The sequence below is a fragment of the Azohydromonas caseinilytica genome (assembly GCF_012927045.1).
GTDB lineage: Bacteria > Pseudomonadota > Gammaproteobacteria > Burkholderiales > Burkholderiaceae_C > Azohydromonas > Azohydromonas caseinilytica.
In genome coordinates this window covers 496876-519419 of sequence record NZ_JABBFW010000002.1, presented here as the reverse complement: position 1 = coordinate 519419, position 22544 = coordinate 496876, and the positions used below count along the sequence as shown (strand labels likewise).

Below are 22544 nucleotides of genomic sequence, written 5' to 3'. Positions count from 1 at the left end.
GGCCGCCCGCCTGGCGCGGCCGGTCCGGCTGCGCAGGCGCCATCGTGGCGGCGGCCAGCGTCGTCCTCATGTCAGGCGATCTCCGCCACCGATACCGGCGCCTGGGAGCTGGCCGGCTCGCCGGCGCCGGCAACGTTGCGCAGGAAAGCATCGAACATCAGCAGCGCCCACAGCGAGCGGCTGTGGTCGCGCATGCCGGACTCGTGCTGCTCGACGAGCTGGCTCACCACGCGGGGGTTGAACCAGCCCGTGTCGGCCATCGCACCGCCCAGCAGCGACTCGCGCACGCGCTGGCGCAGCGGGCCGCGGAACCAGCGCGCCAGCGGCACCGAGAAGCCCATCTTGGGCCGGTACAGCACGTCGTGCGGCAGCCTGGGCTCCAGCGCCTTCTTGAAGAAGTGCTTGCCCTCGTTGCCGCTGATCTTCAGCGCCGAGGGCAGCGTCGCGGCCCACTCCACGAGCTCGTGGTCCATCAGCGGCTCGCGCACCTCCAGCCCGTGCGCCATGCTGGCGCGGTCCACCTTGGTGTTGATGTCGTCGATCAGCCAGGTCTTGAGGTCCAGGTACTGCACCAGCGCCAGCGGGTCGTCCGTGCCCGCCTGGCGCGCGTGGCGCTCGAACACGGCCTCGGCCGTGTAGCCGCCGAGCTGGCGCTTGAACGCATCGCTGAACAGCTGCGAACGCTGCGGCTGGCGCAGCTGCGCGACGCTGTGGAAGTAGGCCTGCACGGAGCTGCGGGCGATGCCTTCGAAGGTGGTCTTGGCGCGCAGCACGCGCGGGGCCCAGTCGGCCTTGGGGTACACGCGCCCGAGCAGCCCGAACAGCGGCGCGCGCAGCCCCTGCGGCAGCGCCCGGCGCATGCGCTCCTCCATCAGGTGCAGCCGGTAGCGCCGGTAGCCCCCGAAGGCCTCGTCCCCGCCGTCGCCCGACAGCGCCACCTTCACGTGCCGGCGCGCGAGCTGGCACACCCGGTACGTCGGAATCGCCGAGGAGTCCGCATAGGGCTCGTCGTACAGCCGCGCCAGCGTGTCGATGAGGTCGAAGTCCTCGCTGTCGACCATGTCCACGTGGTGCCGGGTGCCGTAGCGCTGCGCCACCTGCTGCGCAAACTCCGCCTCGTTGTACGCCGGGTCGGCAAACGCCATCGAGCAGGTGTTGACCGGCACTCCCGAGAGCTGCGCCATGTGCGCCACCACCGCGCTGGAGTCCACCCCGCCGGAGAGAAACGCCCCCAGCGGCACGTCGGCAATCATGCGCAGCCGCACCGACTCGCGCAGCCGCGCATCGAGCTCGCCGCACGCCTCCTCCAGCCCGATCTGGCGATCCAGCGTGAAGCGCAGGTCCCAGTAGCGCCGCGGCGCGGGCAGCGGCTGCCCACGCTGCACCCGCAGCGTGTGCCCGGCTTCGAGCTTGCGCGCCTGGCGGAAGATGCTCCGCGGCTCGGCCACGTAGCCCAGCGCGAAGTACTCCTCCACCGCCAGCGGGTCGAGCTCGCGGCTCAGCCCCCCGTGCGCCAGCAGCGACTTGAGCTCCGAGCCGAACAGCAGCGTGCCGTCGTCCAGCAGCGCGTAAAACAGTGGCTTGACCCCCAGCCGGTCGCGCGCCAGGAACAGCACCTCGCGGTTGCGGTCCCACAGCGCAAAGGCAAACATGCCCCGAAACCGCTGCACGCACGCCTCGCCCCAGGCCTCCCACGCGTGCACGATCACCTCGGTGTCGCTGTGCGTGTGGAACACGTGCCCCAGCGCCTGCAGCTCCGGCACCAGCTCCTGGTAGTTGTAGATCTCGCCGTTGAAGACCACCACCACCGAGCCGTCCTCGTTGAACAGCGGCTGCTGCCCCGACTCCAGGTCAATGATCGACAGCCGCCGGTGCCCCAGCCCCAGCCCGGGCTCCATGTACACCTCGCCCGCGTCCGGGCCGCGGTGGTGCTGCGACTCGTTCATGCGCACCAGCGCCGCGCGGTCCAGGAACCGCGCCCCGCGCGTGTCAAAAAAACCGGTGATGCCGCACATTCACGCGCTCCGCTGGGTCAGGTACCGCTCGTACAGGCCCTGGTAGGCCTTCACCATGGCTTGCTGGCTGTAGTCCTTCACGACCCGCGCGCGGCCCGCGCGCCCGAGCTGCCGCGCCAGTGCCTGCGGCGCACTGGCCATGCGGGCCAGCGCGTTGCCCAGCGCCTGCGGATCGTCCGGGGGCACGATCTCGCCCGTCTCGCCGTTCTTGACCAGATCGGGGTTGGCGCCCACGGCGGTGGCCACCACCGGCAGCCCGCTGGCCATGGCTTCCAGCAGCGTGTAGGAAAGCCCCTCGGCCTTGGACGGCAGCGAGAAGCAGTGCAGCCCGCGCATCACCGCCGGCACGTCGCTGCGCTCGCCGGGCATCCAGACCAGTCCGGTGAGCTTCGTCTCCTGCACCAGCGCTTCCAGTTCCGGGCGCAACGGGCCGTCGCCGATGATCACCAGCCGCATGCGCTCCTTCAGCGCGGGCTGCGCCTGCAGCGCATGCGCGAAGGCACGCACGAGGTTGAGCTGGTCCTTGACCCCCTGCAGCCGCCCCACGGTGCCCACCAGCCAGTGACGCTCGGGCGAGAACGGGCAAGCATCGATCGGCGTGGGCTGCTCGCCCGCCACCGGGTGGAAGCGCTCGGTGTCCACGGCATTCGAGATATGGCTCACGCGCTGCTGCGGCACGCCCACGCGGTCCAGCAGGTAGCGGTTGAGGTCGCCCGATACGGCGATGTAGTGCGACACGAAAGGCCGGTACAGGCGGCGCAGCTGCCGGTAGCGGGGATTGCTGCCGTTGAGGTCCGACAGGTCCCAGCCATGCTCGCTGTGGATGCGCACCGGCACGCCGGCGGCCCAAGCGGGTACGACGCACTCGAGCGCGGCAATGTTGTTGGTGTGCACCACGGCCGGCCGCAGCTCGCGAAAGAGGCGGTACATGCGCGGATAGAGCCCGATCGCATGCCCGGGCCCCTTGTTCAACGCGATGAAGGGCACATCCTCGCGCTGCACGCGGCGGCTGAAGTCCGTCACCTCGGTGAGCGACAGCACGGCATGGCGGAAGGCCTGGGCGGGCATGTGGTTGATGAGGTTCACGACCCCGTTCTCCAGCCCGCCGGTATCGAAGCGGTAGACCACATGCAGCACCAGCGGCGCCTTCCGCGCAACGCCGGACTGCCGCGATAGCCTCTTCTGCTCAGCCGATTTCAGGGCCGTCACTGCCATGCCCCTTCAGACCAGCCCAAGCAGCCCGGTCCAGTCACTGCCACCACCCCCACGCTTTCCCCCAAGTTCCTTGGCATCCCGCCGTCATGAGCGGAGGGACTCTTCATTTCGTCGCAGACAGAAGGCTTCGTGCAGCGCAGTCCGTTCAACACCGTCCACAAGCTCGTAACCCCTAGATCATAGTTTGTAACGCCCTCCCCCCGACCCAGCGAGCTCCGCCAGGACGTTGCAAGGCGTGAACGAATCACATCCGGGTCGTGCTCATGGCCGGGCCTTGTCCCGCAGCGGCTTGAGCAGCCGGATCAGGGCTTCGCCGGCGGCGCCCATGAGCCCACGCGGGGAGCGCGGGTTGTAGGCCACGATCCCACGGCGCTCGCGGCGTTGGCTCATCCAGCTGCGCTTGTAGGCGTCGTCGCCCATGAGGTAGTCCACCTCCGCGACACGATCGACGTCCAGCACATGGCACATCAGCCGCGCCGTGAGCACGGTGCCCGATCCCAGCGCCTTGAAGGCCTCGTCGTAGGCGAGCTTGTAGATCGCGGCCTTGCCGTGCGCGACGATCCACAGCTGCGCCGCGATGGGCCGCTCCTCCAGCCAGACCACGCCCAGCCGCAGCCAGCCGTGCAGCGCACAGGTCCGGATCAGCCCGGGCATGAACGCCGCGTGCGGCTCGGGCTGCTTCCAGCTGGCGGCGTAGACCTGCTCGTAGGCGCGCGTGGCCGTCACCAGGCGCTCGCCGCCGGTGACGATCTCGACACGCGCACCGGCCTTGAGCAGCCGCTTCTCGGCGCGCCGGATCGTGTTGCGCAGCTCACCCGGCCGCGCCGCCAGATAGCCGGCCCAGTCCACCTCGGTGCGCAGGTACCAGTTGCCGAAGGCAAAGAAATCCCAAGCCGGCAGCCCGGCCAGCCGCAGCGCGGCGCGCAGCAGGGCCCAGGCCCGGGAATCTGGGTCCATGGGCGCCAGGTGCAGGCTGCGCAACGGCGCATGCCGGCGCACGACGTCGCGCAGCAGCAGCGCCAGCTCCGCGGCCGTGAGCGTCGGGTCCAGCGCCGGGGCCCACAGCGCGCTGTAGTAGTTGGCCAGCGACTGCACCCGGCCACGCTGCGCAGTGTCGGCACGCGCCAGCAGCGGCAGCACGGCCACCGCCCTGCCCTCGCGGCACAGCAGGTGGAAATACGCGCCCTGGCACAGCTCGGGCATCGTCCCGAGGAAGTTGCGCAGCCAGGGCGCGCCGAGCTCGATGCCGTCGTGCTCGGCCCGCGCCAGCAGCGCCAAGGCGTCGGGCGGCAACTCCTCCAGACGGCGCACACACAGTGGGGCCACCGCCTGCGGCGCAGCGCCCAGGGGCTGGCGGGAATCGCCGTGCCGGGCGCGGCCTTGACCGCTAGCCGCCTGCACTGTCGCGGGCCCGGCGCAGCCCGGTCGTGAGCACGTCCATGTGGTCGCGCACGAAGGCTTGCAGCGTCGCCGTGTCCCGCTCCGCCGAAGTCTTGACGGTGTAGATGAGGATCACCGCACCGTCGCTGCCGCGGCCCGCGAGCCGGTTGAAGGCCAGCTGCGCCTTGGCCCGGGCATCACTGGCAATCAGCTCGCCGTTGATCCAGTAGATCTGCCACACCGTCAGCCGCAGGCCGCCCGTGTCGGTCAAGGCGGAAGCCAGGGAACGCAGCTCGGCGGTGCGCCAGGCCAGCGGCTGGCCCAGCGTCTGCACCGTTTGCCGGCCTGTCTGCACCTGCGCCCACTGCCCGTTCTGCGGCGCCACCAGCGCGTTGGTCGAGCTCACGAGCTTGCTGTCGGCGGTCTCGGACCCGTAGTAGGCCAGCTGCAGGCCCACCACCTGCCCATCGCGCGCATAGCTGCGCTGCAGTTGCTGCGTGGGATTCAGGAAGGCATTGCGCCAGTCCGACGGCGGCTGCGCCGCCGGCGCCCAGCCTGCAGCGGGTGCAGCCAGTGTCTCCAGCCCGTGCAAGGAAGCGGGCGCTTCGCCCTGCACCCGCGCCAGCAGGCCGTGCGGCAGCGCCAGCACGGCCAGAGCCGCGGCGGCGGCCAGCGTCGAAGCCATCCCGACCGAGCGCGGTGACATGCCCGGCGGCGGCGGGGCCACGGCGGCCGGCGCCCCTTCGGGCTGCGACCAGTACGCGCCGATGGCCAGCATCACCAGGATGACGATGCCGAAGAACACCCAGCCATAGACCAGATGGTCCGCGCCGGTGGCCAGCTCATTACCGCTGAGATGGCCCACCAGCACGATCAGGTACGCCCGCACCCAGTTGGCGACGATCGGCACCAGGATCGAGATGCCGACGAACAGCCAGCGCCGCAGCATCGAGGTGTAGTTGAGATAGGCAAAGAGCACGCCCACCATCAGAGAGGCCATCAGGTAGCGGATGCCGCTGCATGCCGCCTCCACCGACCAGTGTCCGCTCGGAATGGTGAACTGCAGGCCCTCGCGCAGCACCGGGATGCCCGACAGCCGCAGCGCCCACACGGTGAAGTCCGCCGTCCAGTCCATGAACAGCGGCATCAGGAACTCGCCGAAGGGCACGGCAAAGAACAGGAACAGCAGCGGGAACTGGATCGCGCGCGCCACCTCCCAGCCCAGCACCGCGGGCACGCTCAGCACCAGCAGCGCCACCAGGGCGAACTGCGTGACCGCGTTGACCGTGGCCAACTGGCCCAGCAGCCAGGCCAGCGCTACCAGCACCATGGGCAGCAGCAGCCACGGCACCGGCCGCGGCGTCATCTGTGCCAGCAGCGCGCGCCGGCGCCAGATCAGCCACAGCGAGATCGGCGGCACGGTGAACGCGTGCGTGAACGTCTCCGAACGTGCCCAGATGCCCACCATGGCCAGTCCCGTGTCGCGGTAGAGCCACAGCAGCGCGGCCAGCACCACCCCCAGGGCCGTCAGCGCGGCAGGCCAGGGCCTGTCGCCCTTCATCGGCAGCACGGAGCTCATGCGCTGCACAACGCCGTCTGCACAGCGGGTGAGCTGGGCACGAGATAGGTATCCAGTCCCGACAGGTGTGCATCCCAGCTGTAGCTGCGCAGGACGCGCTGGCGCCCGGCCTGGCCGATGGCCGCCGCTCGCTCGGGCTGGGCCAGCAGCGAGTCGATCTGCTGCACGTAGTCCTCCACTTCCAGCGCGGGCACCAGTTCGGCGCCGGGCTGGGCCTCGATGGCGCGCGTGCAGGTCAGCGAGGCCACCACCGGGCGCGCCATGGCCATGGCTTCCAGGATCTTGTTCTGCACGCCACGCGCCAGGCGCAGTGGCGCCACGACCACCGCCGCATGCTGCAGATAGGGCCGCACGTCGGGCACCGTGCCGGTGACGTTCACATGCGCGCCGGCCAGCGCCTGCACGGCCGCCGTTGGGCTGCGGCCCACGATGTGCAGGCGCAGCTGCGGCCAGCGCTGCAGCAGCCGTGGCAGCACCTCGCGCGCGAACCAGCACACCGCATCGACGTTGGGCCAGTAGTCCATGGCACCGGTGAACACCAGCGGATGCGCCTCATCGCCGAAGGGAGAGGCACGACGCGGGTCGGGCGCGAAGAACTCCGCATCCACGCCGTTGCCGATGGGCTCGACGTTGTGCGCGCATTCGGGCGCGAGCTGGCGGAACAGCCCCACCTCGGCCTCGGTCACGAAGAACGAGCGGCGCGCGCGCGCGGCCACGGCGCGCTCGCAGGCCAGCAGCCGCTGACCTTCGCGGGCATACAGCCACGACATCGGCCAACGGTGGGCACTCGCGTACTGGGTCCACTTGGCGGAATCCACGTCCACGAAGTCCACCAGCATCGGCAATTGCGGCAGTGCATCGACGTACTGCGCCATCGATGAGGAGAACACCACGGCCGCGTCCAGTGCTTCACGGGCGGCGAGATCCCGCACCCAGCGCCGCAGCCCGGCGTTGTCGTAATAGCTCAGCGTCAGCGCCTGGCCGCGCGGCAGGGCGCGCAGGCTGGCCAGCTTGGCCAGCCGCGCGTGCAGCCGCGCCACGTGCATGTCCGCACAGTAGGGGCGCAGATGATCCACGTAGGCCTCGTCCTCCGGGTCGTCCACGAAAGTGCCCAGGAACACCCGATGGCGCGCGGCCAGGTGCTTGAGCAGGTGGAACGAGCGCACCTTGTCACCCTTGTTGGGCGGGTACGGCAGCCGGTGCACCAGGTACAGCAGGTTGGCCATGACGTCAGCCCAGACTGCGCACCAGCATCGGCCCCAGGCGGTTGGCCAGGCCGATGGGCATGCGCCGCCAAGCTTCGATGAAGATCTTGTACTTGGCGTTAGAGGGATTGTTCTGCGGCACCGACTCGCGCTTGTAGAGCCGGTACTCGTAGTGCAGCGGCGTGGGCTCGAAGCCCCAGTTTTTCTTGAACGCGAAGGAGCCCGTGCCCTGCTTGCTGCGCCCGTAATCGAAGACCTTGCAGCCGCGCGCCAGCGCATGGCGCATGAGCTCCCAGTACTTGAAGTCGTTGGCGGCGAGGTCGCGCGCGGCCACGGCGTCGCCCGCGTAGTACGGCAGGATCTCGTCGCGGAAGTAGAAGCTCAGCACGGCGCTCAGCGGCTGGCCGTCGGAGCCGTCCACGGCCATGAGCTCCACCGCGTCGCCGAACTCGTCGTGCAGCGCCTGGAAGTAGCGCCGCGGCAGCGCCGGCGTGCCGTGGCGGTGCACGTTGTCGGCATAGAGCGCGAAGAAGCGGCCCACGTCCCGGTGCACGGTGCTGGTGAGGCCGTTCTTGATGCCCTTGCGCACCATGGCGCGCTGCTTGCGCGGGATGGCCAGCATGTTGGCCTCCTCGTCCTCCAGCAGCTCCTTGCGGAACGTCACATAGAGGTCCTGCTCGGGCCAGTCGGGATGGCGCTGAGTGGTGTGGCGCAGCTCCAGGTGCTGCACGCCGAGCTTGCGGCCGAGCTGGTCGGCATGCGCCTCCAGCGCCTGCGCGGCATCGGCGCTGGCCGCGGCCACGCCGCCGTAGACCGCGAAGGGCAGGCTCGTGAGCGAGCTGCCGAACAGCCAGCTCTTGACGTGCGCCAGCGGCAGCACGCCCTCGATGGCGCCGGCACGGCGGGCAAGCAGGAAATGCGTCTCGTGCCCGAAGGACTCGCGCAGCACGCGCTGCCAGCCGGCACGGTGGAAGAAGGTGGCTTCGGGACAGGAAAAGACGAACTCGTCCCATTGCGCCGCGGCGCGCTGGTCGCCCGCGGCGAGCAATTCGATCTGGATCATGCGTTGGTGACGGCCGTGCCCAGGAAGATGTGGTCCATGCGGCCCCAGCGGAAGTCGGCCAGCAGCCGCTCCAGCCGCGCCTCCATGCGCTGCAGGTTCAGGTAGTGACGGAAACGAGCCTTGCGACCCACGCCGGCCACGCGCGGCTGCTCGGGGTCGATCTCCCATGGATGGAAGTAGAAGATCGCAGATTGGCGCTCGGCCTCGTTGACATGCCTCAGCATCCAGCGGGAAATCCCGTAGGGCAGCAGCCGGAAGTAGCCGCCACCGCTGGAAGGCAGGTTGCGCGAGCCCAACCGCAGCGTGGTGGGCGGGGCCTCGATGAAGCCCCGGCCGGTGGCGTCAAAGGCAAAGCGCGGCGCCTCGGGCATGCCGTAGTGGTCGTGCACGATGGGATACACGCTGGAGCTGTAGCGGTAGCCCGCGCGTTCGAGCTCTTCAAAAGCCCAGGGGTTGGTCCGTCCGATGGAGAAGCTCGGTGCGCGGTAGCCCACCACCGGCACGCCGCCGATGTCCTCGAGCAGCGCCTTGGCGCGGTACACGTCCTCGTAAAAGCCTTGCGGCTTGAAGTCACTGGCGCGCTGGTGGTCCCAGCCATGGCTGGCGAGCTCGTGGCCGCCGGCCACGATATTGCGCACGAGTTGCGGATAGCGCTGGGCCACCCAGCCCAGCGTGAAGAAGGTGGCTCTCACCTCACGCCGGCGCAGCATGTCCAGGATGCGCTCGACATTGCGCTCGACACGGCACTCGCGCAAATCCCACTCGCTGCGCGCGATGTAGGGGGCGAAGGCGGAAACCTGAAAGTAGTCTTCGACGTCGATGGTGAAGGCGTTGGTGACAGGGGCTAGTTGCATGTTTCTTGTTGTTGTCAGGGAGCACGGGGCGACAGCCACTGCCACAGGTCGGCGGCGATGCGCTCGGCGGCATGCCCGTCCCACAGCTCGGGCACGCGGCCCTGCTTGCCCTGGCCGGAAAGCACCTGCGCCACGCCCTGCAGGATGGCGTCGTGGTCGCGGCCCACCAGCGTGTTGGTGCCCTGCTCCACCGTGATGGGACGCTCGGTGTTCTCGCGCAGCGTCAGGCAGGGGATGCCCAGCGCGGTGCTCTCTTCCTGCAGCCCGCCGGAGTCGGTAAGCAGCACCTTGGCCTGGCTCATCAGGCCCAGCATCTCCAGGTAGCCCTGCGGCGGCAGCAGCACCGTGCGGCCCGAGTCCAGCAGCGAACCGAGCCCGAAGCGTTCGATGTTGCCGCGCGTGCGCGGGTGCAGCGCGAACACCAGCGGCAACTGCGCCGCGACTTCGCCCAGCGTGCGCACCAGCGCCTCAAGCGTGGCGGGGTCGTCAACGTTGGAGGGGCGGTGCAGTGTCACCACGCCATAGCCTTGCGCCAGCAGTGCCGGATCAAAGCCATGCGCGGCCAGCGTCCGCTCCGGCGCGCGCGCGGCCTCGCGGCTGGCCAGCAGCGAGTCGATCATGACGTTGCCGGCAAAGCACACGCGTTCAGGCGCGATGCCCTCACGCGCGAGGTTGTCCGCGGCGCTGCGCTCGGTGGTGTAGAGCCGGTCGGCCACCTGGTCGGTGAGCACGCGGTTGATTTCTTCGGGCATGGCGCGGTCGCCGCTGCGCAGCCCGGCCTCCACATGCGCCACCGGCACATTCTTCTTCACTGCCACGAGCGTGCACGCCAGCGTCGAATTGACGTCGCCCACCACCAGAACGCAGCTGGGGCGATGTTCGTCGAGCAGCGGCTCGAATCGGCGCATGACCTCGGCCGTCTGCACCGCGTGGCTGCCCGAGCCAACCTCCAGGTTGATGTCCGGACGCGGCAAGCGCAGGTCGCGAAACAGTTGCTCGCTCATCTTCTCGTCGTAATGCTGACCGGTGTGCACCAGCAGCACGTCGATGGCGGGCTCGTGCGCGGCCAATGCCCTCAGGATAGGGGCCATCTTCATGAAATTGGGCCGTGCGCCCACCACGCACAGAACCGGTCCGCTCAGGCTCATGCCTCGTTCTCCTCGGGTTTGTTCATGGCGCCGCCGCGCTGCTCGACGGCGCTTAGCAGCCGCTGCAGCAGCGACAGCGTCTGCAAATTGATGTTTTCCAGGCGCAGCAGGCTCTGCTCCAGGCGCTGCAATCGATCTCCGTGCTGCTGCGTGACCAGCCGCGACACCTCCTGCGACATCGGCTGGCCATCCAGTACAGGCATGTCCGCAGCCAGCGCCGGCGTGCCGCCGGGCAGCGCCGCCTCCGCGGCGAACTCGGCGATCACCTGCTCGATGTCGCTGACCGTCAACCGCGTGCTGCCCGTCAGATACCCCAGCAGCAACAGCCGGTCGCACAGCGCGTTGATACGCCGCGGGATGCCCCCGCTGGCCTGATGCACGCGCTCGATGACGCCGATATCGAACTCGGGCTTGCCGGGCGCGGCTCCCGCACAGCGCAGCCGGTGCTCGATGTAATGCTGCGTATCTTCCAGGTCCAGCGGGCCGATATGACAAGTCGCGGCCACGCGCTGGCGGAATTGTTCCATCTCCGGGCGCTGCAGGATCTGGCGGAACTCGGGTTGTCCCAGCAAAAAGCTCTGCAACAAAGACTGGTTGCCGAGCTGGTAGTTGGAGAGCATGCGCAGCTCCTCCACCGCGCGCGTGGTGAGGTTCTGCGCCTCGTCCACGATCAGCAGGCAACGCTTGCCCTCCTGAGCCATGCTCAACAGGAAGGCCTCCAGCGCGATGAGCAGCTCCGACTTGGGCACGTCCTTGACGCGCAGTCCGAAGGCCGCTCCTACCATGCGCAGCGTGTCCTCGGCATCAAGCTGCGTCGTCACGAGCTGGCCCACTACCACGTTGCTCTGGTTGAGACCGTCGAGCAGCCCGCGCAGCACGGTGGTCTTGCCCGCGCCGATCTCGCCGGTGATGACGATGAAGCCCTCGTTGCGCAGCACACCATAGTCAAGGTAGGCCTTGGCGCGGCGATGCTGCTTGCTGGCGAAATAGAAAGTGGGGTCGGGGTTGAGCTGGAACGGCTTGCAGCTCAACCCGTAGAAGGCTTCGTACATGATGGTCAGAAGGTCAATCCAAACGTGCCGATCAGGGCAGACTCGGTGTAGGGCTCAAGGCCACCCTTGGACCGCGCATGCCGCCCCAGCAGCAGCAAAGTGGTGCGAGGCCCCAGCTTGGTGGACCACTGCGCCGTGCCCGATCGCAGCGTGGTGCTGCCGTTCACGCTGCCGGCGGCACGGCGCTGGGTGTAGCCCAGGGTGAGCGTGGACAAAGGCGTGAGCCGGTGCGCCAACGTCATCGAATAGCCCTGCTGGTCAATGGTTTCGTTGGACAGGATGTCGCCCACGGAGACTCCAGGCAGCGTGTCCAGACGCCGGCCACTGGTGCGCTGGAAGGCGAACGAAAGTGTGTCGCGCGGGCCTACCCAGCCTACGGAGAGCTGCTGGTTGCGCTGCACGGTCACGGCCGAAGACAGGAAAGACTCCAGCACCTGGGCATTAGGATCAATGTTGAGTTCGCGCAGTCGTGCCAGCACCAGCGCCTCCCGCTGTGCCTGATCCGGAATCTGCGAAGCCCAATCCTGTGTCATGCGCTCGAAGTAGGACCCCACGCCGACCAGCACCGGCTGGCCCACCCCGTTGGACATGCTGCGCGTGTCGGTGTAGCCCAGCACCATGCGCGCCATGCGATGGGCAAAGCGGATGTTGTAGGCGCTGCCGAAGAAACGCTTCTCCTGCTCGGCCTGCAGCCCTGTGCGCTGGCTGGGGGTCCACGACAGCCGCCAGCCGTAGGTAGCTCGCCCTTCCTTCTCGATGGAGCCGATGTCGGTGGACTCATAGCCCCCAATTACGCCGGCCGTGAACTCAGGACTGATGCGGTAATTGAGCACGCCTCGCGCGATGTCGCTGACGGTGCTGCGTCCGCGGCTGAAATCCTGGGTGTTGTGCGAAGCCTGCAGCGACCAGCCAATGGTCGTCGGGAGGTCACCGTTGCTGAGCTGCAACTGGGCCGATGTGGCCGACGAATTGGATACTGCAGAGGAATCAGCCTGACTCGTCTGGTAGGCCACGCGCGCATCCCATTTCGCCACGTCGCCGAACCGGCCCTGAATACGCGGCGTCACGCTCAAGGTACGTACTTCAGTACGGTTGCCACGGCCGAGCTGATCGTCCGTCGATTGCGAACGCAGAGGGTTGATGGCCTGCTGCGTGATGCTTGCTTCTGCATCGACGTAGGCATGCTGCTCCAGCAGCTCAGCCTGACCTTTGCTCTGCAGCGCATTGAGCAGGCTGTTGCGCTCAGTGGAGCGGGCATAGGCCAGACCGCTGAGTGTGTAGTCCAGGAAGCCCTGCACCCGCCCGGACTGGCGACGCAGCAGTACGCCAGGCGAGATGCGGGTAACGGTATCGGCCCGGCGCTGCGGGCGCAGGTCCACGTTGCTCGTGATGGTCTGTGTCAGGCCCAGCCGCGGCTCGAACCGGACAGGCACGCTGGCAGCCGACTCCAAGGGCTGGTCGTCCTGCTGTGCCCACGCCGACGTGACCGCCATGGCCAGCATGCCCAGGACAGGGAGCGCCGTGATCGTGTTTTTCATCGGCACGCGCTCCCCAAGCGCGGCCGAACCTCAGCTTGCCTGCTCACCTTGCTGCTCTTGCTCATATCCGTACCCGTATTTGTATTCGCTGGCGTAAGTATCAAACTTGTTGCCACGGGCCTGGTTCAGCAGCAGCAGCTTCACGGGGCAGAACTCGATGGTGGCCAGCGCAGCCTGCACGTCAGACTGACTGGTGCGTCCGGCTCGCACGACCATGATGATCTGGCCCATGTGGCTGGCCAGCGCGCGCGCCTCAGTGGTCAGCAGCAGCGGCGGCGAATCGAAGACGATGATGCGATCGTCATAGCGCTGTGCCACCTCCTGCAGCAGCGCGTGCATACCGTCGCTGGCCAACACCTCGGTGGCACGGTCGTGCAACGTGCCTGCGGACAGCAGCGTGAGCTTGTCGATGTTGGTGCGCAGCAGCACCTCCGGCATAGTGGCCCGCCCTTCCAGCACGTCGAGCAAGCCTGGCCCGGGCGCCAGCCCCAGTGTCTTGAGCACGGACGGACGGCCGACGTCAGCATCCACCAGCATCACTGTCGTATCAAGCTCGGCGGCGATGCTCAATGCCAAGTTGACGGCAGTGAATGTTTTGCCTTCTCCAGGCAAGGCGCTGGTGACCATGATCCGGTTGCCGTGGGCTACTGGTGCAGCACCCTTGCCCAGCGCGTTGGCAATCAGCGGGCGCTTGATGACGCGGTACTGGTCAGCAATGCGTGTGCGCGGCGAACCTGGCGTGACGAAATGGGCAGCAGCCAGTCGCTCTAAGTCCAGCTCGACACGGCGCGAGGTCGTCGGCGAGGACCGGAAAGTGGTCGGTGAGTGCACCGAGGCTGTGGCCATGGCGAACTCGCTTCCCGCGGGAGCGCCGGACTGGACGTCGGAATGCATGTCCGCGGGAAACTCGGAATGCATCATTGGCGGCTGCCCGGACGCGAACACGGGCGGCGAATCCGCCTGGAGTTCGAGGTCGAGCGTGGACTGGAAAGCGGGTGGGACGTCCGGTTGAAACTCGGTCGGAAACGGCGTTGTCGGTTCAGTGGGTACCGATGCTGCTCGCTCTACCCCAGTACCGCGCAATTGCGCCAAGCGCGCGGCGGCTTGTTCGATAAGACTGCTCATGACGTCACTTCGGGGATTTAATGGCCGTGATCGCCATGACGATCAGCAGCAGGCCCACCAAGCTACCTAGGGCACCGAGAAAGCGCATTCGGTCGAGTCGCTCCTGGCGCCGTTGGGCCGGCGACATCACCAACGTCACTACACCCAGCAGTGGTAGACCCAGCTTCTTGCGCAGGTCGCCACCCTGGTAGAACACGGGGCGTAACTGGCTCATGCCAAACGTCGTCAGCACACCCAAGACGAGCGCAGCGACCAGTACCACCGGCAACAGCAGCATCCGGTTCGGCGAAGTAGGCTTAGAAGGTACGCGCGGCGGATCAACGAGGCGGAATTCGGCCACGCCGGCATCCTCAAGTTGTCCGGACATGGTTGCCGACTCACGTCGTGCTACTAAGCCCTCATAGTTTTTCTTGTGAATGTCGTAGTCGCGGTTAAGCTGCGCCGCCTCGGCTTCCAACGCTGGAGCGTTCTTCATTTGTTCGCGCGCAGCGGCGTAGCGCGCGCTGTATTCGTCCACGCGGGCACGCAGCGTGGCTACCTGGACTTCAGCAGCAGCCAGCATCTTGCTTAGCTCCTGGTAAGCAGGGCTGGCGTTGCCTGCCGTGTTCGCAACGGAGCCGTTGGAAGCCGAGCGCTTCAGTTCGGCCACCTCTCGCTGCTTCTGTTCCTCTAACTCCTGAAGCAGACGCCGCGTGGCCTGTACCTCAGGATGCTGGTCCGTGAATCGCTGCAGCAATCCGTCCAAGTGGCGGCGCTGCGCCTCGATGCGCCCGTCGATTTCCGGCGTGGAGACAGACAGCGAGGAGTCCGACGCTGAGCTCGAAGCAACGGCGGCGCCCTTCGCCTGGGACTGTCCCCCAACAAGCTGCGCGCGTGCGGCATCGCGGGCCGTTTCGGCTTCGCGCAAGGCAAGCTTGGCCTGCTCCAGCTGATTGCTCAGCTCGCCCAGACGCAGAGCGCTGTCCTTGCCACCTGCCTGCATCTCGATATTGCGCAGACGAAACTCTTTCAGCCGCGTCTCTGCCTCTTCTAGCTTGCTGCGGTATGCCTTGATTTGCTCATCAAGGAAGAGCTTGGCGGAATTCGTGTCCTTGCGGCTGGCGCCTAGGCTGGACTCCACAAATATAGACACCAGAGATTGGATAACACGCCGAGCCTTCTCGGGGTTCGAGTCCAAATAGCTGAGTTGATAGAAATTGTCACGCCCCACGGCCTTGATCGAAAGTTTGTTCGTGAGCTGCTCAATGAGAGCTTCCTGTTGCGCGATGGGGGCGTCCTTGAGATCGAGATTGGCCATGTGGATGAGTTTTTCCACATTGGGGCGGCTGATCAGCGTGCGGCTGAGCATCTGCAACTGCTGGTCGACATTAGGCTGCACGGCCAAGCCTGACATCAGAGGACGCAGGATGGACTGCGTATCCACATAGATGCGCGCGGAAGCCTCGTAGCGGTCGGGCAGCCGCCACACCACGATAGTCCCAGCCACCGCCACAACCCAGGCCACGATAAGCCCGTACCAGCGGAAGCGCCACATGCCGCGCGCGAAACCAGTCAGCTGCTCAAGCAGCTCTTCCATCAGGATTCCTTCCCAAACACCAATTGGGACCTACCCCTCCAGGTCCCGGCCGCCGCGACAGACTGTGCTGCAGAGAGCTTCAGAAATAGCTCTGCGGGATGATGAGGATGTCGCCAGGACGCATCTCGACGTTGGCTGAGATGTCACCTCGGTTGAGCAAATCTTTCAAACGCACTGAGTACTGCTTGTTACCTTCAGCGGTCCGCAGGATGGTGGCGCTGTTGCCAGCCGCGAACTCCGTGAGCCCGCCCACAGCGATCATCACGTCCAGCAGTGTCATCTTCTGCTTATAGGGAAGGAATTGTGGCTTGGCGGCTTGGCCTACGACGCGTACTTGCTCGCTGTAAGGCCCGACAAACGTGGTGACGATCACGGTAACAACTGGATCACGCACGTACTTGGACAGCGCTTGCTCCAGTTCGCGGGCAAGTTGCTGCGGGTTCTTGCCTTGAGCCACCACCTCGTCGACCAGCGGCGTGGCAATCTTGCCATCGGGTCGAACCGGCACAACCATTGACAGTTCAGGGTTGCGCGAAACGATGATGTTGATGTTGTCGCCAGCACCAATGATGTAGGAGTACTCATCAGTAGCCGCGCTGGTTGGCGCTGCCGGGAAGTCGGGCGTGCTGCCGCAAGCAGCCAGCAGTGCCAATGCAGCGACCATGATCACACCGCGACCCGATCGTGCAGATTGTTTCACGTACTTTCCCACAGCCCCTCCCGATTGTGCTGCCAACAATTCATGGACTGGGCGGCCTGGCCTGCATGTCGCCCCTTTGGATTGCACAGACAGCCCTCGTCGTCTGCACCACTCAGCAACTCGTGCAATTTTGCAGGATCTATCACTTACAAAGACTTGCATGTCTCCCTCGGCACCCGAATGGGGCTCATTTGTCTTGAAACTAACAAGTTTGCACGTTGTGCTATAGGCAGATGAAAACCTTCTGCAAGCTTGTACGCAAAAATTAGAACGTGACTGTGCTGCAGTTGAAGCCCCACATCGTGAGAAACCACCGTTTCCGTTACTAAATGTACTTTTAATGCGGCGGATTCTAGGGCTGGCTCCCAGCAGCACCTGCCTCTATTCAGTTTTATCCCTGACCATGGATGGCAAATGACCGCGTCCGCCTTCTTGCATAAGCCGTCCTCTTGCAGGCTGCTCCCTGACGACAGGCCACACGTCAGCGCGCGACTTTGATTGCAAGGCGATTGAGCAAGTCGTACAGCGTAGGGCGGCTTACACCCAGCAACTCGGCTGCCTTGACAAGATTGCCATCGGACCGCGCCAGTGCAGTGACGACGGCGGCACGTTCTGCGCGGTCGCGTACGGTGCGCAGATTCAGTACGTCAACGTCATCAGCCGGCTCTCCGCCTGTCACGGACAACCCAAGATCTTCTAACGTAACAAGCTGGCCGTCGGCCATGATGACTGCCCGACGCACCACGTTAATCAACTCGCGCACGTTGCCCGGCCAAGCATGAGCCTCAATCGCTCGCAACGCTTCGCTTGTGAAACGCAACGCGCGGCGCTGTTCCTCGTTGAAGCGACGCAGGAACGCATGAGCAAGCAACACCGCATCACCTTGGCGCTGACGCAGCGGCGGGATCTGTACCACGATTTCCGATAATCGATAGTAGAGATCCTCGCGGAAGCGCCCCTCACGAATGAGTGCCTGCAAATCTTGGTGCGTGGCACAGACGATGCGCGTGTCGATAGGGATTTCCTGGCGCCCGCCGATACGCTCAATGGTGCGCTGCTGCAGGAAACGCAGCAGCTTCGCCTGCAACGGATGAGGCAGATCGCCGATCTCGTCAAGCAGCAACGTGCCACCATGCGCTGTTTCGATACGGCCCACAGTGGTCTTGGTGGCACCGGTGAAGGCACCACGCTCGAACCCAAACAACTCGCTCTCCAACAGTGCTTCAGGAATGGCGGCGCAGTTGATGGCCACAAAACGGCCACTACGCTTAGAAGCGTCGTGCAGCGCTTGTGCCAGTACCTCCTTACCCGTGCCGCTTTCACCCAAAAGCATCACGGACGCGCTGCTAGGGGCAACCTTCTCAATGGTGCGGCAGATGCGCAGCACCCCCTCGTCACGTGTGATCACACCTTGCGTGGCGTCACCCTGGTTCAACGTCCGTAATCTCGTGTTCTCGGCTTGCAAGGTATACAGCTTGTAGGCGCGCTCCACGATAAGGCCCAGCACGTCGGGGTCGAAGGGCTTCTCCAGAAAATCGTAAGCGCCGAGCTCAATGGCACGCAGAGCGTTGGAGCGGCCGTTCTGCCCGGTAATGACAATGACCTTGATCAGGGGGTCAAGCTCCAGCAGTTGCTCCAGCAACTTAAATCCCTCGGACACTGAGTCAGGATCGGGAGGCAAGCCCAGGTCCATCGTTGCTACCGCAGGCCGATGGCGACGACATTGCCGCAGCGCCGCCTCACGATCATTGGCTTCGACGCTGGCATAGCGATCCAGTGACCATTGGATCTGCTTCTGCAAAGCCGGATCGTCCTCAACGATCAGCAACGGGGGATTAGTCGTCGTCATGCGACACTAGCCATGAATGCGTCGGGAGGACGCTCGGTTTCAATCAACGGGATGAGCATCGTGATCACCGTGCCGCGACCCGGCTCACTTTGTGCAGAGATGTTGCCACCCAACTCCCGCAAATACTGTGCGCTTTCATAGGCGCCGATACCCATGCCTCCAGACTTGGTTGTGCTGAACGGCTTGAACAGACGGTTGGTGATGAAGTCCGCCGACATCCCGCAACCGTCGTCGCCAACGGTAATCTTGGCCTGCCCAACGCAACGCTCCACGCGCAGCCACACGCGCTTATCTGCGGGCGTGGCATCCAGGGCGTTCTGCACCACATGCCCCACAACTCGTTCCAACCGCAGCTCATGGCCACGCGCCTTCACACATTGAATCAACTCGATATCGAGTGTGCGCCCACGCGAGCTCACGCTGCGCTGTAGCCGCTGCGCCAACGCAGCCAGATCGACACCATGGCGGCCGTCGGCAGGAGCTTCTCCTTCGCGCAGCTGCGCCATCAGCTGGCGCATCTTCTCCAGCGCGTTCTCCACCGTGGCAAGCATGTCCTGCTGAAACTCGGGGTTATGCTGTAGCCGCTTGGCGTTCTTCATCATGAGCGACAACTGCGTCACGATGTTTTTGAGGTCGTGAACCACAAAGGCTGACATGCGGTTGAAGGCTTCGAACTTACGCGCCTCCAGCAGCGCCTCGGCCGCACGCATGCGGGCAATGAAGATGCCAGCTTGCCTGCCCGCCGTCTTTAGCAGATCTCGCACTTCCCAGTTCAGCGTCAAGGGCATGCGTGGACGAGCCAACACCACAAAACCAATGAACTCGTGCGCCACGGGTAGCGGCACGACAACCCATGCCGTCGCGTCCGACGCCAGCCATACCGGCATCGCTAGCCCGTCATAGCGCTCGGGACTCTCACGCATCTCCTGCACGTCCACAAGCCAGTCGCGCTCGCGCATGAAGTTTACGAAAGCTGAATTGATGGCTTCTCGTGCCGTCGTGCGTGCGCTGTTCCAATGGGCGGCGGGAAAAAAGTGGGATCCGTCAGCCGCTGCAATCCACAACGTGCCCGCTGGGCTCTCTACCATATCGCCCAGTCCGCGCACCACTTGCGGACCGAAATCTCCGCTGCCTGGATCGGCTGACAGAGCGGCCGTGAAACGCAGCCACTCGGTGCGGTAGTCGTAGTGGTAGCGAAAAAAATGCTTGCCCACGAAGACGCGCAGATGTGCCCGCACAGCACCTGAGCTCAATAGCATGGCCAGCGCCGCCAGCGCCGCCACACCGAAGCCGACCTGCAGCGCATGCCCCCAGTCGCCACCGAGTTCACGCACGTAATACCCAACGGCAGAAATGATGAGCAGGTAGCAGCCCACCAACAACAGCGTCAAGGTATGAAACGCCATGCTATGCGAAAGCTGCAGCGTACGCTGCCCCAGAGCCTGGCGTCGCAGTGCAATGGCCATGGCAGGCACCGTCAGCGAATGTACTGCGGCACGCACTACCAACGTGTGCGGCTCGGACTGCCCGAACAGTACGCCATGGGAATGGAGATACAAGTCGAATACAAAGACACAGCCCAACCCGATGCACATGGGCTTGGCTGCCCAGCGCAGCCCGTCGGACGCATTTCGGTAAAGTTGCTCTACCAACAAAAGTCCCAATATCGGCGTTGCCAGCGCTACCGCGGAAGTTAGATGCGGCAGCGACCATCCCGACAGGGCCAGGACAGGCAGTGCGACCGCCGTCAATACTAACCAGCGCGCGAGTTCGCACATCCAGCGTTGAGGATGCAGCAGCAGCAGTAGCAGCAGGAACCACGCGCCGTAGCGGGCTGCGTCGAACATCAGCGTTGCGGCAATCCAAGCCGGCCTACTGTGCAACTGCGTGATCAGTGCCACAGCTGCCCACGCTGCAGTACAGAGCAGCGCCAGACGCAATGCACGCACCACCGACGCACCGGGCTCACTGCCCACCCCCACACGAGCCGGTCTTGCTCCCAGCCATAGATGGGCAACCGCGGCCAGTGCATAGCTGCCAATCGCGGCTTCCCCGAGCATCAATGCCACTGCAGTTCCGCTTTAGTCATCTGGTTGCGCCCAGCGCCAACGTCTTCTTATCAGCGAGCGCCCTTGCCCGTAAGCACCACACCTACAGTCTCGAACAGCACCAGCAGATCCAGCAGCAAGTTGTGGTTTTTGACGTAGTAAAGATCGTACTGGAGCTTCTGGAGCGAGTCTTCGACGGTTGCGCCGTACGGATAACGTACCTGTGCCCACCCTGTGACACCCGGCTTGATGCTGTGACGCAGTCCATAGTAAGGCAGCTCGCACACAAGCTGCTCGACAAAGAACGGGCGCTCGGGACGCGGGCCGACGATACTCATGTCTCCCAGCAGTACGTTGAAAATCTGAGGTAGTTCGTCAATACGCAATCGCCGAATGACACGACCCACGCGCGTGACTCGATCGTCTTGAGCCGAAGCCCAACGCGGCTGCCCATCTTTCTCAGCATCAGTACGCATACTGCGGAACTTGATGACGTTAAAGGTGCGCCCGTTGAGCCCTACCCGTTCTTGCCGATAAAGCACTGGCCCCGGACTTTCTAGCTTGATCAGCAACGCTGTCACCAGCATCACAGGCGTAGACGCCAGGAGCAGCAGCGTTGCGCTGGCGATATCGCACACACGCTTGACAACTAGGCGCAATGAGCCTTGGTTGAACCCCTTACCAAACACCAGCAGAGCCGGATCAATGCAGTCCACTCGTAATTGACCTAACGTTTTTTCGAAGTGGCTGGACATATCTAGCACACGCACCCCCTGTGTGCGGCAGGCTAGCAGTTGATCCATAGGCAGGCCGCCTCCACGCCGCTCCGTCGGAGCCACGATCACCTCATGGACTTTGAGGCGTTGCACCAGCTCAGCCAGCGACTCCTGAGCGGACAGCAACTGGTGAGCAGGCACCACAATCTCACCTTCGTTTGGCGTGAGGTAGTAACCCACCAGTTCGGCCCCCGCGTCCGCTTCTTTCAGCGTATGACCAACGCGCGCGGCCCGTTCGCCGGCTCCAAGAATAAGCACGCGTGGACGCAGCCCAGCTGGCAGCACGGCATGCGCTGCATAAACTCGATGCCCAACCACCACTGCAGTGCCAAGTAATGCTGCAGCAGGTAACGCTGCCGCCGGCAGCACGCTGGTAGGCATCAGATGCCCGATCAAGAATGCAATAGGCAACACTAACAAAATGCAAACTAGCGCCCGGATGCAAGATTGGGTCAAGGAGCGCTTGTGAGCAGGTTCATAAAAGCCCGAAGCGGTATTGATCAGACAGAGGAACGCCGCCAATGAGAGGCCTTGCGCTGCCACGCCAGGCATCAACGTAGATGGCTCTCCCACCTGGGACATGCCGAACAAGACCACGACCGCTGTGAGAACTGCAAAGTCAAAGCCAACCTGAAACAACACTCGCTGATGCACGTGATGCTTATAGACGCTAATCACCTTCCCCCCTCGCTGTTCTAGAGAACAGACTCTTCCTTGTTGCCGTCACGGCTTAGGGCAGCTTTCGCCATATCGCCTCTGCCCGGGCCAGCTTCAATCACTGGCATCGGCCAAGCTGCCACAACTACTGGCAAGGCCTTTCTTCATCGGATGTAGACGGACTATTTTGTCCGCTCACTTGTAGCAAGACACTACAACTGTCTCAACATCCGCGACAGGCCGTAACAAATTGCGCACTTGTGAGATGGAAGTGAGCCAACTTGATGTTGCTGAGCCACTTTATGAACTCAGAACCAAGCATTCTGCCTGTGCGAAGGGGCACTCCTCTTTGGCTTACGTTCGCTTGCTCCCCAATCCCCCTGTTTGCGGTGAAGATCGCTTGGGACGTTGCAATGCAAGGCGAAAAGGTCTGCGCGGTATGCCTTGGCCAAGAGCTAAACCCTATGCCTTTCGCCTGCCAGCAGGCTCAGGTTGTGTATTAAGCATACTTAACCCCAGACAGGTGGGGGGTTAGAGAGCGAGAGCCCACCCCTCATCAGCAACTGCGGTAAACGCCAGCAGCGAGATCCCGCAGAGATCCGCGCTGCACATCGCTGCGTTAGCAAGCAGCGTGGTCAGCACGTCTTGATCGATCCGTGGTTGTCATGGCGTTGCTTCCCTTGAACAGCCTGCTTGGCTGCACTGGAAATCATGGGCGGCGCATCCCAATGGCGCAACATCATGACGCCAGAACAAGCAGCCTT

The 22544-nt window shown here is 64.7% G+C and carries 16 protein-coding genes; all 16 read right to left on the bottom strand.

The annotated features are described in order from the left end of the window. Positions 1 to 71: 71 nt before the first annotated feature. The gene (locus tag HHL10_RS05365; RefSeq protein ID WP_169159285.1) at positions 72 to 2015 is read right to left on the bottom strand and encodes an XrtA/PEP-CTERM system amidotransferase; all 1944 of its coding nucleotides are present in this window, start codon (positions 2013 to 2015) and stop codon (positions 72 to 74) included. Further along, positions 2016 to 3152 carry a TIGR03088 family PEP-CTERM/XrtA system glycosyltransferase gene (locus tag HHL10_RS05360; protein ID WP_310734531.1) on the bottom strand — a complete coding sequence of 379 codons (1137 nt, stop codon included), beginning with the start codon at positions 3150 to 3152 and terminating at the stop codon, positions 2016 to 2018. 339 nt (positions 3153 to 3491) lie between these two features. Next, a complete protein-coding gene (locus HHL10_RS05355) occupies positions 3492 to 4556 on the bottom strand; it encodes a GNAT family N-acetyltransferase (protein ID WP_169159283.1) in 1065 nt (354 codons plus the stop codon). A 61-nt stretch (positions 4557 to 4617) separates the two neighbouring features. Then, complete coding sequence (xrtA, locus tag HHL10_RS05350) at positions 4618 to 6189, bottom strand: exosortase A (RefSeq protein ID WP_169159282.1); 1572 nt, start codon at positions 6187 to 6189, stop codon at positions 4618 to 4620. After that, complete coding sequence (locus HHL10_RS05345; RefSeq protein WP_169159281.1) at positions 6186 to 7415, bottom strand: TIGR03087 family PEP-CTERM/XrtA system glycosyltransferase; 1230 nt, start codon at positions 7413 to 7415, stop codon at positions 6186 to 6188. The genes xrtA and HHL10_RS05345 overlap by 4 nt, the downstream gene beginning before the upstream one ends. A gap of 4 nt (positions 7416 to 7419) precedes the next feature. Further along, entirely contained in the window at positions 7420 to 8457 is a 1038-nt protein-coding gene (locus HHL10_RS05340; protein WP_169159280.1) for a FemAB family XrtA/PEP-CTERM system-associated protein, read from the bottom strand. Beyond that, positions 8454 to 9311: an XrtA system polysaccharide deacetylase gene (locus tag HHL10_RS05335; RefSeq protein WP_169159279.1), complete on the bottom strand. Its 858-nt coding sequence runs from the start codon at positions 9309 to 9311 to the stop codon at positions 8454 to 8456. The genes HHL10_RS05340 and HHL10_RS05335 overlap by 4 nt, the downstream gene beginning before the upstream one ends. A gap of 14 nt (positions 9312 to 9325) precedes the next feature. Next, a complete protein-coding gene (gene wecB / locus HHL10_RS05330) occupies positions 9326 to 10459 on the bottom strand; it encodes a non-hydrolyzing UDP-N-acetylglucosamine 2-epimerase (RefSeq protein ID WP_169159278.1) in 1134 nt (377 codons plus the stop codon). Then, positions 10456 to 11511, bottom strand: coding sequence for an XrtA/PEP-CTERM system-associated ATPase (locus tag HHL10_RS05325; RefSeq protein WP_169159277.1), 1056 nt, complete (start codon positions 11509 to 11511; stop codon positions 10456 to 10458). The genes wecB and HHL10_RS05325 overlap by 4 nt, the downstream gene beginning before the upstream one ends. A gap of 5 nt (positions 11512 to 11516) precedes the next feature. Next, positions 11517 to 13049: a TIGR03016 family PEP-CTERM system-associated outer membrane protein gene (locus HHL10_RS05320; RefSeq protein ID WP_169159276.1), complete on the bottom strand. Its 1533-nt coding sequence runs from the start codon at positions 13047 to 13049 to the stop codon at positions 11517 to 11519. 30 nt (positions 13050 to 13079) lie between these two features. After that, complete coding sequence (locus HHL10_RS05315) at positions 13080 to 14174, bottom strand: XrtA-associated tyrosine autokinase (protein WP_235971086.1); 1095 nt, start codon at positions 14172 to 14174, stop codon at positions 13080 to 13082. Between the two features lie 4 nt (positions 14175 to 14178). Next, the gene (locus HHL10_RS05310) at positions 14179 to 15750 is read right to left on the bottom strand and encodes an XrtA system polysaccharide chain length determinant (protein ID WP_169159275.1); all 1572 of its coding nucleotides are present in this window, start codon (positions 15748 to 15750) and stop codon (positions 14179 to 14181) included. A gap of 79 nt (positions 15751 to 15829) precedes the next feature. After that, positions 15830 to 16414 (bottom strand): XrtA/PEP-CTERM system exopolysaccharide export protein, encoded by a 585-nt coding sequence (locus tag HHL10_RS05305; protein WP_169159338.1) that lies wholly within the window; start codon positions 16412 to 16414, stop codon positions 15830 to 15832. A 517-nt stretch (positions 16415 to 16931) separates the two neighbouring features. Beyond that, positions 16932 to 18299, bottom strand: coding sequence for a PEP-CTERM-box response regulator transcription factor (prsR, locus tag HHL10_RS05300; protein WP_169159274.1), 1368 nt, complete (start codon positions 18297 to 18299; stop codon positions 16932 to 16934). Beyond that, complete coding sequence (gene prsK, locus HHL10_RS05295) at positions 18296 to 20359, bottom strand: XrtA/PEP-CTERM system histidine kinase PrsK (protein WP_169159337.1); 2064 nt, start codon at positions 20357 to 20359, stop codon at positions 18296 to 18298. Before prsK ends, prsR begins: the two co-directional genes overlap by 4 nt. 59 nt (positions 20360 to 20418) lie before the next feature. After that, on the bottom strand, positions 20419 to 21777 hold the full coding sequence (locus HHL10_RS05290) for a TIGR03013 family XrtA/PEP-CTERM system glycosyltransferase (protein ID WP_310734530.1): 1359 nt from the start codon (positions 21775 to 21777) through the stop codon (positions 20419 to 20421). Positions 21778 to 22544: the final 767 nt, after the last annotated feature.